The 14,016-nt window shown below is 44.9% G+C and carries 12 protein-coding genes; 2 read left to right on the top strand and 10 right to left on the bottom strand.

Going from position 1 to position 14,016, the window contains the following annotated elements:
- Positions 1–134: 134 nt before the first annotated feature.
- Genes yvfU through RAC86_RS11845 form a run of 4 tightly spaced genes read right to left on the bottom strand, consistent with a single transcriptional unit; the run spans position 135 to position 3,516 of the window.
- Positions 135–737 (bottom strand): two-component system response regulator YvfU, encoded by a 603-nt coding sequence (yvfU, locus tag RAC86_RS11860; protein ID WP_015251201.1) that lies wholly within the window; start codon positions 735–737, stop codon positions 135–137.
- A 16-nt stretch (positions 738–753) separates the two neighbouring features.
- On the bottom strand, positions 754–1,869 hold the full coding sequence (gene yvfT / locus RAC86_RS11855; protein ID WP_029318384.1) for a two-component system sensor histidine kinase YvfT: 1,116 nt from the start codon (positions 1,867–1,869) through the stop codon (positions 754–756).
- A 3-nt stretch (positions 1,870–1,872) separates the two neighbouring features.
- Positions 1,873–2,610 carry an ABC transporter permease gene (locus RAC86_RS11850; protein ID WP_161476697.1) on the bottom strand — a complete coding sequence of 246 codons (738 nt, stop codon included), beginning with the start codon at positions 2,608–2,610 and terminating at the stop codon, positions 1,873–1,875.
- Entirely contained in the window at positions 2,611–3,516 is a 906-nt protein-coding gene (locus tag RAC86_RS11845) for an ABC transporter ATP-binding protein (protein WP_161476696.1), read from the bottom strand.
- A gap of 284 nt (positions 3,517–3,800) precedes the next feature.
- Between RAC86_RS11845 and rsbQ the strand changes: the two genes are divergently transcribed.
- Both rsbQ and rsbP read left to right on the top strand, forming a co-directional pair.
- Positions 3,801–4,610: a sigma factor SigB/phosphatase RsbP regulator RsbQ gene (gene rsbQ / locus RAC86_RS11840; protein WP_024571742.1), complete on the top strand. Its 810-nt coding sequence runs from the start codon at positions 3,801–3,803 to the stop codon at positions 4,608–4,610.
- A 35-nt stretch (positions 4,611–4,645) separates the two neighbouring features.
- Complete coding sequence (gene rsbP, locus RAC86_RS11835) at positions 4,646–5,857, top strand: phosphoserine phosphatase RsbP (RefSeq protein WP_377885667.1); 1,212 nt, start codon at positions 4,646–4,648, stop codon at positions 5,855–5,857.
- Positions 5,858–5,909: 52 nt separating this feature from the next.
- On the opposite strand, the gene ganB is transcribed toward rsbP, so the two are convergent.
- The 6 genes from ganB to ganR form a co-directional block, all read right to left on the bottom strand.
- Positions 5,910–7,199 carry an arabinogalactan endo-beta-1,4-galactanase gene (gene ganB / locus RAC86_RS11830; protein WP_377885666.1) on the bottom strand — a complete coding sequence of 430 codons (1,290 nt, stop codon included), beginning with the start codon at positions 7,197–7,199 and terminating at the stop codon, positions 5,910–5,912.
- A 79-nt stretch (positions 7,200–7,278) separates the two neighbouring features.
- Positions 7,279–9,342 carry a beta-galactosidase GanA gene (gene ganA / locus RAC86_RS11825; protein WP_377885665.1) on the bottom strand — a complete coding sequence of 688 codons (2,064 nt, stop codon included), beginning with the start codon at positions 9,340–9,342 and terminating at the stop codon, positions 7,279–7,281.
- An 18-nt stretch (positions 9,343–9,360) separates the two neighbouring features.
- Positions 9,361–10,212, bottom strand: a complete 852-nt coding sequence (gene ganQ / locus RAC86_RS11820) for a galactooligosaccharide ABC transporter permease GanQ (RefSeq protein WP_014478026.1) — start codon at positions 10,210–10,212, stop codon at positions 9,361–9,363.
- 3 nt (positions 10,213–10,215) lie between these two features.
- Positions 10,216–11,472 carry a galactooligosaccharide ABC transporter permease GanP gene (ganP, locus tag RAC86_RS11815; RefSeq protein ID WP_377885663.1) on the bottom strand — a complete coding sequence of 419 codons (1,257 nt, stop codon included), beginning with the start codon at positions 11,470–11,472 and terminating at the stop codon, positions 10,216–10,218.
- Positions 11,473–11,511: 39 nt separating this feature from the next.
- Positions 11,512–12,777: an arabinogalactan oligomer ABC transporter substrate-binding protein GanS gene (gene ganS / locus RAC86_RS11810; RefSeq protein WP_345805866.1), complete on the bottom strand. Its 1,266-nt coding sequence runs from the start codon at positions 12,775–12,777 to the stop codon at positions 11,512–11,514.
- Positions 12,778–12,910: 133 nt separating this feature from the next.
- Positions 12,911–13,909, bottom strand: coding sequence for a galactan degradation operon transcriptional regulator GanR (gene ganR / locus RAC86_RS11805; protein WP_377885661.1), 999 nt, complete (start codon positions 13,907–13,909; stop codon positions 12,911–12,913).
- Positions 13,910–14,016 lie beyond the last annotated feature (107 nt).

Raw genomic sequence — 14,016 nt, 5'->3', positions numbered from 1 at the left:
CTGATGACCTGAGTTAAAATAACTATATGAATATCGTACACTATTCTGATAATAGAAGGGAAGGGTTTTCTAGGGATATTTTCATTTGTGGCATATCAAAAACACTCCCGATCTCCCAGGAGTGCAGTATATGGTTAAATCCAGCCCTTTTCCTCAGCAATGCTGGCGGCTTCTGTCCGATTTTTCGCATTAAGCTTTTGGATGATTTCTGAGATATAGTTTCGAACTGTGCCTTGAGATAAATAGAGCTCCAGCGTAATGTCTTTTGTTGTCTTGCCTAAAGCCGCAAGCCTCAGAATTTCTTGCTCTCTAACGGTTAGCGGATTTTCGTCTCGCATCATATTAAACGTCAGCTCAGGGCTGAAGACACGTTTTCCCTTTACACATTTTCGAATGGCATCGGCCAGATCGTCAATTTCGCCGTCTTTCAGCAGATAGCCATGTGCACCGGCCTTTACGGCACGTTCAAAATATCCGGGGCGGGCAAAGGTGGTTAAAATAATGACCTTGCTGACGCAGCCTTTTTTCATTAATTCCTCTGCCACATCCAGCCCGCTTCGAACCGGCATTTCAATGTCCATAATGCATACATCCGGCTCCAGCTTCAAAATAGCATGTAGCGCCTCTTCCCCGTTTAATGCTTGTCCGATGACTGTCATATCCTCTTCTAAATCAAGCAAAGATCCCAAAGCGCCTAAAAGCATTCGCTGGTCCTCAGCAATAAACAGACGAATCATTCTTTTCGTCCTCCAATCATTCTGCTTTTTTAATAAGCGGAATCGTCAGTGCCACAACCGTTCCGTTATGATCTGAAACCGTTAATCCCCCTTCAATGAGCATGAGCCGTTCTTCCATTCCCCGCAGGCCATTCCCAAACATTTTCTCCTTCGGCGCTCCCTTTCCGTCATCCCGTATCACGATCCTCATTTTGTCAGCAAACTGAGAAATGGTGATGGCACAGTGGGTTGCTTTGCTGTGCTTGATAATGTTAGTCACGGCTTCCCGCATACACATACTGATAATATTTTGAGTGACGGGAGATATCGCTGAAAAGTCGTCGGCTCCTTCGTATTGAAAGGTAATGTTCCCCGCTCTTAATATGTGCTGAATGTTTACGAGCTCCTCTGTTATCGTGACCGTCCTCATATCAGAAACCAGCTCTCGAACTTGCTTGAGTGCGGATCGTGAGCTGGTTTCCATTTCTTTTGCCTCAAGCTTGGTCCGTTCTGGATCAGATGCAGCCAGCCGCTGAATGAGCTGGCTTTTTAATGTAAGCAGCGACAGGGTGTGGCCAAGAGTATCGTGAAGATCACGGGCGATTCGAACACGCTCCTCTCTTTTAGAGAGTTCTTTTATCTGTTCGTTGGCTTGTGCAAGCTTATTTTCAAGCTCAATTCTCCGAAACATAGAACGAATGCCGAATGGAGAAATGAGCATAATGACGAGAAACGGGAGAACAGAAAAAAGCTCCCGGAGCGAGACCGAATTCGCGATAAATTGGTATAGGCATGGAAAAAGCAGTATAAAGATTAAAGCGCAGAACGCACGGTTAAAATTCGTTTTCTCTTTGAAATAGCCAACAAAGTTTGCCGGGAAAAAACCTAAGTATATATAGGTGATATTGTAAAACACACTATACATCAAAATAACCGCCATTTGCACGATAAGCCAATATGTAAACGAAGCTTTGCCCACGCTGCAGAATAACTGGCGATATGCCGCTACAAAAAGGAGCAGCATGCCATATCCGATCCCCTGTTTGACACCTGATTCTTTTAATAAAGAGAGGAACGGCATAATCGTATACACCAGAAAGATATAAGGGAAAAACCCGAATTCCTTCGGGAAAATAGATATTGCCTTTTTCATGTATTACACCGCTTCTTGTTTTCTTCTTATGTATTTAGATAGTAGCATGAAGAGCATCATATAAGCGATTAATATCAGAATATTTTTCCAAGTCGGACTCCCACCCCGGACAAGTTCCCACGCTCCGCTCCCGAAATGATAAGACGGAAGCCACTGGCCAATGCTCTGCATCATGTCAGGCATGACCTCAAACGGTATCCACATCCCTCCGCCTAAAGCCAGCAGCATATAAAGCACATTACTGATTCCGGCCGCTGTTTCTACTTTTCTCATGAGGCCGATTAGTGTGCCTAATGCTAAAAAAGGCAATGCGCCAAACAAAATCCACAGTCCGCTCATCATCCATTCAAACGGTGACAAGGCAATATCATTGATGATTGCGCCGAACAGAAATATGACGGTAATCGATAAAACGTGAATGACACTTTGGCCGATCATCTGAGCTGATAAATAGATATGATCCTGAAGAGGCGTAAGGCGGATAAAGGCGGCCCAGCCTTGTGACCGTTCTTGTACCATTCGGATGCCAAGCGTCATGATAGAGGAACCCATCACGCTGAAGACTGTCATCGACATCAGGTAATGGGCTTCCCATGCACGTTGATCAGGGACGTTGGTATTCACTACATTTGTAAAGAAATAATAAAAGGCAATCGGCATGATCAGAGACCAAAGCACAAAGTACTTGTTCCTAAGCACCCTTTTCATTTCAGCGATGCTTTGCTTTTGCAGCATGTTCACTCACATCGCCTCCCTGTTGCCGTCAGCCAGCTGGCGAAATGCCTCATCGAGCGTCGCTTGCTCAATTCGAATATCTCGTGCTGGGATGTTTTCTTGAAAGATCAGCGCCAACACTTTGTCTGTATTGGATGTCTGGATGATGGTTCTCTCATGCTCGTGGATCACTCTTTCGACTTCCGGGTGACAAGACAGCCTTTCCAATGATTCACTTGGATGAAGCGTAAAGGAAACAGACTGTTTTTGAATTCTTGAGCGGATTTGCATTGGTGAGCCGTCTGCAACAAGCTGTCCTTCAGTAAAAAATAGGATTCGCTGTGCGGCATCGTCTGCTTCCTGTAAATAATGAGTTGAAAAAATAATTGTTTTTCCTTGGTCCGACAGTCCGTGAATGGTCTGCCAGAATCGATGTCTTGATGAAGTATCCATGCCGACTGTCGGTTCATCAAGTATAAGCAGCTCCGGGTTCCCGGCAAGAGCCAAAGCAAAGCTCAAACGGCGTTTTTGTCCGCCGGATAATTTTTCTGCTCTTGTTTTCAAATCTTCTTTGGTGAGTGCTGTTAACGAAACGAGTTCTTTCATGGACAATGGATTCGGATAATAGCTCCGGAAGAGTTCAAGGATTTCATCCACCTTAAGGCCCGGCATGACACTTACTTCCTGAAGCATTACACCTATTTTTTCACGAACCTGTTGATCATCGGGAACCCGGTTAAATAGTTTGATTTCTCCCTCACTCGGTTTCAGCAGTCCTAATATCATCGAGATGACGGTCGTCTTCCCTGCCCCATTTGGCCCGAGAATGGCTGCAATTTCTCCTTTTTCAATACTGAAGCTGATGTGGTTTACAGCGGTTTTTCGATGGAAATGTTTTGTCACGTTGCTTACTGTTACTGCTTCTTTCATCACATGAGCACCTCCTGATCGTTTACATTGATTGTAAAATGACGGAGAAGACGATGTTAGTATGGGGTGTCATGATGATGAAGTGACAAATGTCATTTTCTTACTCACCCCGGTATCTAGGCAATCCTCCTCCTGCATCTTCCAATTCATCCACCTTTTCTATCTCCCATGTCCTCTTTCTTTTAAACTGCTGTGACATTCATAGAAAGATACACTCTTCAAACCATCCGAGTGTTATGATAGATCTATTGAACTTTATATTACTTTCCGGCTGAAAGGAGCCAATCATGAACGAAGCGATTTTGTCTAGAAATCATGTGAAGGTGAAAGGCAGCGGCAAAGCATCTATCATGTTCGCACCTGGTTTTGGATGCGATCAAAGCGTGTGGAATGCCGTGGCACCTGCCTTTGAAGAAGATCATCGGGTGATTTTATTTGATTACGTCGGTTCGGGACATTCAGATTTGCGCGCATATGACCTGAATCGTTACCAGACACTTGACGGCTATGCCCAGGATGTTCTTGATGTTTGTGAAGCTTTAGATCTGAAGGAAACCGTGTTTGTGGGTCACTCCGTCGGGGCCTTGATTGGGATGCTTGCATCCATCCGCCGCCCGGAGCTTTTTTCCCATCTGGTGATGGTGGGGCCTTCTCCTTGCTATTTGAATGATCCGCCTGAGTATTACGGAGGATTTGAAAAGGAGCAGCTCCTTGGCTTGCTGGAGATGATGGAGAAAAATTATATCGGCTGGGCAACTGTATTTGCGGCAACCGTTCTGAATCAGCCAGATCGGCCTGAAATTAAGGAAGAGCTTGAAAGCCGTTTTTGTTCTACTGATCCTGTCATTGCCCGCCAATTCGCGAAAGCGGCGTTTTTTTCTGATCACCGAGAGGATCTTTCGAAGGTAACGGTTCCCTCTCTTATTCTCCAATGTGCAGATGATATCATCGCACCTGCAACAGTAGGTAAGTATATGCATCAGCATCTGCCTTATAGCAGTCTGAAACAAATGGAGGCTCGCGGACATTGCCCTCATATGAGCCATCCAGATGAGACGATACAGCTGATCGGCGATTATTTAAAAGCACACGTGTGATATAGGAACGAAAGGGATAGAGGTGACCCTCTTAGATGGACAAACAATTGAATGATGCACCATGCGGTTTCCTCGCTTTGTCAGAAGAGGGGTCGATCATAGCTGCCAACCGCACCCTTATCAAGATTCTGGATTATGAACCGGAGCAGGTTATCGGCCAGCACATGAATATGATGTTGACCATTCCCGCACAGCTTTTCTGCCAGCTTTATTTTTTTCCGCTTTTGAAATTGGAGCATCACATCGAAGAAATATACATTTCCTTGAAAGCAAGAGATGGAGAAGAAATTCCCGTCCTTATCAATGCTATTGCGAGACACGATAGCGGGGCTTCTGTCTTTGATTGTGTTCTTATTCCAATGCGAAAGCGAAATGAATATGAAAATGAGCTGCTGATAGCCAGAAATGAGGCTCAGGAAGCTTTGCTTGCCAAACAGAAAGCCAATGCGGAGTTAGAAATTGCCTTGGAAACGCTGAAAGCAAAACAAGAAGAACTTCTTGAGATCAACAAACAAAATCAACAATTTAAATTAAACACCAAAAGAGAGCTTGAACTCGCCAGAAAGATCCAGAAAAACTCGTTGACTGAACCGATTGTAAACGATCAGGTTCAGATTGACTCTTATTACAACGCATCGAGTGAATTGTCAGGTGATCTTTACGGATATTATCAAATCGATGAACACCGTTACGGCATTATTATCCTTGATGTGATGGGGCACGGAATTTCATCTGCATTGATTACGATGTCTCTTCATCCTTTGTTCCAGCGCCAGATCACGCAAGGTCTCAGCCCCGTTAAAGTTATGAAGGAATTGGACCGGCACCTTCACAGCTTGTTTCAAAATGATGAGGAAGCAAGACATTATTGCACTGCTATTTATCTCGAGATTGATATAGCACGGCAAAGAATTGATTATGTCAACGCAGGGCATCCGCCGGCACTTTGGCAGGACGATAGCGGAACTCAACAGCTGCTTCACGCGACCTCGCCTCCGATCGGGATGTTTGAAGACTTAGAGTTTCAGTCAAGCAGCCTTTCATACACGGAGGATGGAAGATTGCTTCTGTATACGGATGGCGTGATGGATCCTACGGCTTCATGTTATTTATTTGATTTACTAAAGGATCATCCTGATTCGCCAATCGCTGACCTGAAGGAGAAAATCCTTACATCACTGCAGCATCAAAAGGAAGCGCATCATAAGAGTGATGACGAATGTTTTATATTAGTTGATGTAAAATAAAATGATCCATGAGACATAACAATGATTTGTTACATCTCATGGATTTTTTGTTTCAGCGTTTCTTTGGAATATGTCCTGACTCCGCATATTGAAACACCTGCAAGGAAGGCAGCGGGTGTCCATTAAAATCAAATAAAGCTTGATTATCTACAGCACTTCCCCCATACCACTTCCCGGCGTCTTCAGGGTCGTATTCAGCAGCGTAGCTGGAAGCCCACCCTGACCAGTATGTTTCCCATAACACTTTGTTTTTCTCTATCTGTGTCTTCGGCCCGACCGGAATCCACGCCGGCTCCCAGTAGAAAACACCAAGTCCTGCTTTGCCCGTATTCGCCACTGCCTCCATTACATCTCTTACTGCAGTTGCCTGGCCTTGAACAGAAATTGGATATGGCAGCGTCTGCCCGCTTTTTGGTGCTGTATTTCCATGCCCATCGCCATCCTCAGCGGTATAGGTGTACGATGTCTCCGCCACCATGACTTTTTTGCCGTACGTATTGGCAACAGCCTTCAGCACGGAGGTCAAATTTTGTAATGTGCCATGCCAGAAAGGATAATAGGAGCTCGCAAACACATCATAATCCACTTTGTTTTTGCTGAGTGTTTCCGCAATAAATGAATACCTTCCAGCCGTTTCAGGATTGGTAAAATGCAGGGCGACCAAAATATTTGAATTTGTCTCCCTGACCGCTCGGCTTCCTTCATTAAATAATTGACACATCTTCGTCCAATCAGTCTCACCGGCAAATCCTCCTGTTGTTTCATTTCCGACCTGAACCATGCCGATGTCAACGCCTTCCTTGATCATCTTTTGCAGGCTTTGTTTCGTATACTCATAGAGCTTTGCTTTTTTTGCTTCAAAGCTGAGATTCGCCCAGGCTTTGGGCACCTTTTGTTTCGCTGGATCGGCCCAGAAATCAGAGTAGTGAAAGTCGGCCAACACCTTCATTCCGTTCGCTGTCGCTCTTTTTCCGATTTCGATGGCTTTTTGAACATCATTGTTTCCCCCGCCATATCCATTGCCATTTGAATCATACGGGTTATTCCAGATGCGGACGCGAACGTAGTTGACCCCAGCCTGTTTTAAGGTTGTAAAGATGTCCTGGCGTTTTCCGCTTGTATTATAAAAGGTGACACCGCTGTTTTCCAAAGCAATAACGCTGGATACATCTGCCCCTTTGATAAAATCCTTGTTCATCCCCTCTACTTTTTTAACAAAAAGATCCTCTGCCCGAAGCTCTGACACGTGCTTCTCCTTCTCAATGGCAGCGGCATATCCTGTTGAACTACATGCACTCCACACGATGGCAGCCGCAAAGAACATTTTCACTTTGCTTTTCATGATTTCATCCCCCCAAGACTTAGTAAGCGGTTTCATTCTATAGAAAAAAGAATCCGCCCATATCGAGCGGAGCATCAGCCTAATGTGTGTTTACGACAATTCTCACTTCATACTTTTCCATCGTCAGGTCGCCTGACAATATGTCTCCTGTCATCATGTCCTTCACACTCTGGTCAAACGTGACCAGCTGTTTTTCTTCCGTAAAATTCATGACAAAAATATAATCATTGTCCTGATCCTGCCTCGCTTGTACGGAGACGCCTTTTCCGTGCCGAACCGGAAAAACTGGAGAAAGAGACAGGTCTTTGATCAGACCCTCATAGAAATCACGCTGAAATTGATCCTCCAAACGCGCGCCGATAAAATACGCCTTGCCTTGCTGATACACATGGCTTGTGACCGCTGGCGTGCGCGCATAAAAATCTTCTTGATACACCGCTTCCACTGAAGCAGTCTTTACATCAATCACGGTTGCATAATCCTTCATTTCATATATTTGGCTGCGGTAGCTGACAGCGTTTCGATCCTTCGGATACAGGGTGTCCGTTTCAAGAGGCTCAACTCCAAATATAGCTTGAAGATCCGGATGCCATCCGCCTGTGTATGTTAAGTCATGCTCATTCACAATCCCGCTGATATACGTCATGACTAAGGTGCCGCCGTCAGCCGTAAACGCTTTTAAACGGGAAATGGTGTCCTCGCTGATTAAATACAGCATCGGGACGATCAGCAGTTTATATGGTGAAAAGTCTTGTTCTTTCGTGATGACGTCGACAGGGATATCGTGTTCCCAGAAGGTGCGGTAATGCTGCTGAAGCGTTTGCGGATAACGTTTTGTCGCCTTCGCAAACCCCTGAGCATCCTCGAGCGCCCAATGATTTTCCCAGTCATATAAAATAGCGGTTTGAGCCGGCCTCCTCGTTCCGACAACTTCGGACAGCCGTTCCAATGTCTCGCCTACCTTGGCCACTTCTTGAAAGACGCGGTTCCTCGGGCTATTGTCATGATCCACAACCGCTCCGTGTAATTTTTCTGATGACCCCCGTGATTTGCGGTATTGGAAATAGAGAACGCTGTCCGAACCGTGGGCAATCATTTGCATGGATGACAGCAGATTCATGCCCGGGCGCTTTGCCTTGTTGACGTTATGCCAATTGACCGCGCTTGGCGTACACTCCATTAATAAGAAAGGCTGCTGCTTCAAGCTTCGGTACAGGTCGTTGATAAAGCCGACCTTCATCGCCAAATCAGCTGTGCTTTCCCAGTCATTGTGCCAGACAGGATAAGCGTCCCAGCTGATGACATCGACATGCTTTGCAAATTTGCTGTAGTCGAGGCCCTGATACGGGATCAAATCCGGTGTGTCAGCCATAAAATTCGTTGTGATAGGGATATCAGGCGTCAGTTCTTTCAGCGGAATGATTTCATTTTTATAAAACGAAATCGTTTGATCGGTGACGAACCGGCGCCAATCTAAATTCAGGCCATGCAAGCCATTTTCACCGATCGGCGAAGGGCTTTCAATTTGTGACCAGTCATTGAACGTATGGCTCCAAAAAGGAGTCCACCACGCATGGTTCAATGCCTTGAGGCTGTTGTCATATTTCGATTTCAGCCACTCCCGGAAAGCATGCTGGCATAAATCACAGTGGCAATCTCCCCCGTATTCGTTTGAAATGTGCCACATTAACAGCGCCGGGTGATGTCCGTATCGTTCTGCTAATAAGCGGTTGATGTGCCGTGTTTTTTCTCGGTAGACTTTAGATGTGAGGCAGTGGTTGTGCCTTCCGCCGTGCAGCTGTTTGACGCGGGAGGCATTGACGCGCAAAACTTCCGGATAGGTTTGCGACAGCCAGGCCGGACGGGCTCCGCTCGGCGTTGCTAATATGACCCGGCCGCCTATACTGTGAATCCGCTCAAAAATATCATCCAGCCATTCAAATTGATATACACCCTCCTCCGGCTCAAGTGCGCTCCATGCAAAAATGCCGACAGAAAACGTATTCGTATGAGAAAGCTTCATCAGTTTGATATCGTCAGCTAAAATATCGGGCCGATCCAGCCACTGATCGGGGTTGTAGTCTCCCCCATGAAGCATAAATTTCGCTTCGGTTACGTGCGTTTTTTCAAGCTTTGACATCACATTCTCCTCCTTTTTCTCTTAGCCCTTCGTTCCGCCTGCGGTTAATCCGGACACAAAATTCTTTTGCAGCATGATAAAGATGACGGCAACCGGTATGCTGATAAGCAGGGCTCCGGCCGCAAATGTCGTATAGCTGGCCCCCATGACATCATTCACTAAATTGAATAGACCGACGGGCAATGTATATGATTCAGGCGTTCTCAATATGGTTGAGGACAGCACAAAATCTCCGAGCGGACCGGTAAAGCCGTTCATGGCCACGACTGCCGCCATCGGTTTTGATAATGGCAGAATGATCTGGAAGAAGATTCTGGTGCTGCTGGCACCGTCAATCTTGGCGCTTTCGTCTAAATCCATCGGAATGGAATCCATGTACCCTTTCATCAAATACGTATTCATCGGGATCAGGCCGCCGATATAAAGCAAGATTAGCAGCCAATGGCTATTGATCATTCCCAAGATTTGCGCCAGCACAAACAAGGCAATTAAAGCTGAAAACTGAGGAATCATCTGCAGCAATAAAAAGAGCGTTAAAGCGTATTTCCTGCCTTTGAAGCGAAAACGCGAAAACGCATAGGCTGTAAATGTCACACAGAGCAAAGACCCTGCCATTGTAAACAGGCTGATCTTCATTGAGTTGACATACCACTGCACATATTGAAGGCTTTCTTTGCCCGCAAATAATTCCTTGTAATGGTCGAATGTCGGATGCTTCGGAATGATGGATGTACTGATTAAGCTGTTGCCAGGATTAAAGCTTGCGCCTGCCGTCCAAAGGAGAGGATAAACAATGATGACCGCCATAAAGGCTAGCAACAAGTAAGAGAAAAGGAGACGGATATATTTTCTGACCTTCATATCTGCCAGCATGCCTTATGCCTCCTCTTTAAAAGACTTTGTCTGTCTGAACTGCCACAATGCGATGGAGATAACAAATACAGATAATAAAATGGTTAAAGCCGCAGCAAGTGAATATTGGCTTGACTGCATTGTCAATTTATAAATCCATGAAACGAGGATATCTGTCCCGCCGGCTGTTGATCCGGTTACAGCCGGACCTCCGCCATTGAATAGATAGATAATATTAAAGTTATTAAAGTTAAACGTAAACTGAGTAATGATAATCGGAGCCATTGCAATGAACACCATCGGAAGCGTGATGTATCTCAGCTTTGAAAAGACAGAAGCGCCATCAATCGTAGCTGCTTCATACAGATCGTCCGGGATGGATTGCAATACGCCTGTTGAGACGAGAAAGATGTACGGAAATCCGAGCCAGCCCTGCATGAGAATCAACGCAAGCCTCGACCAATTGGCATCTGTCATCCACGGAAGCGGATCTATCCCGAAGAAAGCCAAGATGTCGTGATTCATCGCACCGAAACTATCATTAAACAGTCCCGCAAAAATTAAAATCGTCACAAAACCGGGAACGGCCCATGGCAAAATCAGAATCGTCCGAAAAAAACGTTTAAACCGAAGGTCTTTCTGGTTCACAATGATCGCGAGAAAAATCCCCAAGCTGACTTGCAGTGTGGATGCAGCAAGTGTCCAAACCACCGTCCAAGCCAGTACATCAAAAAAAGTCGACCTCCAAATATCAACTGTGAAAATATTTGCGAACGTTTGAAAACCGACCCAATCAATTAATTTTGCAGGAGGAGAATGATACAAATCATAGTTTGTAAACGCTAATGCAAAGCTGAATAAGATAGGAAAGATCACGGCGAAAATTAAAATAAACAAAGATGGGCCGCTGACGACATAAGGATAGCCCTCAGAAATGATATGTTGGTATTGTTCCTTTAAGGAACTTAATGGCTTATTTTCATCACGCTGTTTTCCGCTTTGGAACGCATCGCGAAGATTCACATAATACACCGCAAGGCCAAAGCAGGTCACGATGACAGCAATAATTCCTTCCGCCAGCAGAAAAACGGAATTATCCCGCGGCACTTCTGTTCCCAGTGTAAAGATTCCCCAAAACCCCATATTGAGCAAATTCCCAAAGACCGCAAAAAACGATGCGCCTAAGAAAAGAAAGACAATACCTTTTATCCATTGCTTGTTATAAAATTGCCCGAGTCCCGGAATGATAGAAAGCAACAAAGCGACTTGACGATGCTGCACCGTTTTCACCTCTCTTACAATATAAATCTAGCTTTCTCTTTATTTTCCGCTGTGCTTTGCCTTAATTTGTCCTTTGGCCGTTTCAGCTGCTTGATCCAATGCTTGTTTCGGATCTGCCTTCCCTGTTGCAACCGTCTGTAATGCTGAATCAGCCGGCGTCCATATTTCATTCATTTCCGGAATATTTGGTGTTGGCTCTGAGAAACGGGATTGTTCAGTAACTGCCCGTGCCGCCTCGCTTTTCATAATAGCCGGGTCATTGGCTAGGGATTTCACAGCAGGAACTTCTTTCGTCTCTTCATATCGTGTTTTAGAATTTTTTTCATTTGCCAGGAAAACGGCTAATTCTTGCGCCAGCTCTGCATTCTTTGAAAATGCACTGACGTTGTAGCTTTTGACGCCGATAAAGGAGCTCATGTTTTTCCCATTTTCCAGCTTCGGCAGTTTCGTAATGCCATAATTGATTCCTGCTTTCGAAAAGGCTTCTACATTCCATGGACCAGAAATAATTGCGGCGGCTTTTCCTTCTGTGAACAGCGATTCCAATACGTTAATCCCTTGTTCTCCAATAATGCCAGCCGGGAACAAGCCATCTTTGTAAAACTTCTGAATCAGCGCCGCACCTTTGACAGCTCCTTCATTATTGATTCCAATATCTGACGGGTTATAGCTCCCATCTTTGGCCTTTCCAAAAATGTATCCGCCATATCCGCTCATCACACTTTCTGCATAATAAATTTGATCGAATAGGGCTAAAAAGCCAAATTTGCTGCCATCAGCAGTCTTTTTGGAATAGTCGTACCACTCTTCCAGCGTTTTGGGCAATTCCTTTTCGGAGATGAGATCTTTGTTGTAAAAAAGGACAGTCGTTTCGACCGCTTTTGGCAGTCCATAAAGCTTTTGATCTACCATTTGAGACTGAATGGAAGCGTCAGTATAAAGTGATTGAACGTCTTTTTTGACATGTAATTCCTTGAGTAATCCTTCCGTGACAGCGGTTCCGATTTGGTCTCCTGGCATTGTTAACACGTCAGGGCCTGTGCCGGCCGGTCCGTCCATTCGCAAATCTTCAATCTGCTTGGCATACGGTTTTTCAACGACTTTGACCTTCACATCATGCTCTTTTTCAAACGCAGCAACGGCGGCTTTAATGCCGATGCTCTTTTCTTTATCCTCCCATACAACAAGCTCTGACCCTTTTGAACTCGATTTGGCGCTGCTGCTTTCCTTTGGGCCGCAAGCCGCCAAGGATAAACTGACAGCTGCGCAGAGCATGAATACGGAACACCTTTTTGCCTTTTTCATTGATTGTCACCCTTTCGATATGAATGAAAGCGCTTTTAAAATAATATAGCACGCTTGAGAAAATGTGTAAACAAACTATTTACCTCATAGAGTAAATTTTTTTACTTAAATAAAAATGACTTAGTGTCCTAAGTCATTCTTCATTCATACTCTTCCTGACGATTAATTCTGCGCCCACATATAATGTTTTTACCGTTCTTCTCTTGTCCTGCACTTGTTCAAGCAGTAATTGAACAGCATTTTTACATAATTCATGTATATCAATATGAAACGTCGTCAGAGGAGGCGAGACATACTTCGCGAAGCTGATGTTGTTGATACTCACAATGCTTACCCTGTTTGGTATGGCAATCCCTTTTTCGTTCAGGGCTTGCAGACAGCCCACTGCAATCGGGTCCGCTGCAATCATAAAAGCAGTCGGAAGCTGATCGCCTAATGTGTCGATCGCTGCTGACATCAGGCGGTAGCCGTTTTCTACAGAGAATCCGCGATGACAGAAAATATAGCGCTCGTCCAGCATGGCTTTTTCCCTCATATAGGATCTGAAGGTTTGTTCACGGATGTCCATTTCATCCTGATTGGTATTCGGATTTTTGTAAGTGCCGCCGATAAAACCGATGCTCTTATGCCCCTTCTCAGTCAGGATGTTTACCGTCTTCCTTGTCATTTGTGCCAAATCGGGCCTTACCGAGTCAAAATGATCGGGATCAGGAGTTGAATCGATGAACACGCCGTTTTCAGTGAGATTTCTGAGGAAAGCCAGCTCTTCATCTGAAAATGTGCCGACGGCAATAAACCCTTCCGTATGTTCAGGAATGCTCTCGATTCCATCCGCTATTTTATAAGTGGTCATATCGACATTGAATGCTTTCGCCAGTTTCTCTACTTCTAATCTCATCGTTTTAAAATAGACATCTTCTAATTCTTCTTTATCTGTCAGCCAATATAAAAACGCAATATGTTTCACCAGCGGCCTTACTGTTTTTTTGCGGTAATTGAGCTTTTCCGCCGCTTCATAGATTTTCTCCCGTGTTTCATCAGGAACAGAAAGGCTTTCATCGTTATTTAAAACGCGGGAAACGGTCGAGATTGAAAATCCCGCTTCCTGCGCGATATCTTTAATTGTCGCCATTGCATCTGCCTCCATTATTCAGCTCGCATTGTTTTAGTAAAATATTTTACTTTCTTTTTCGCAAATGTCAAGTGCACAAAGCCCTCTGGCTGCCTCATGTAAAAAGA

The sequence above is a fragment of the Bacillus sp. LR_5 genome, from assembly GCF_042709275.1.
This window is presented reverse-complemented; position numbering and strand designations above follow the sequence as displayed.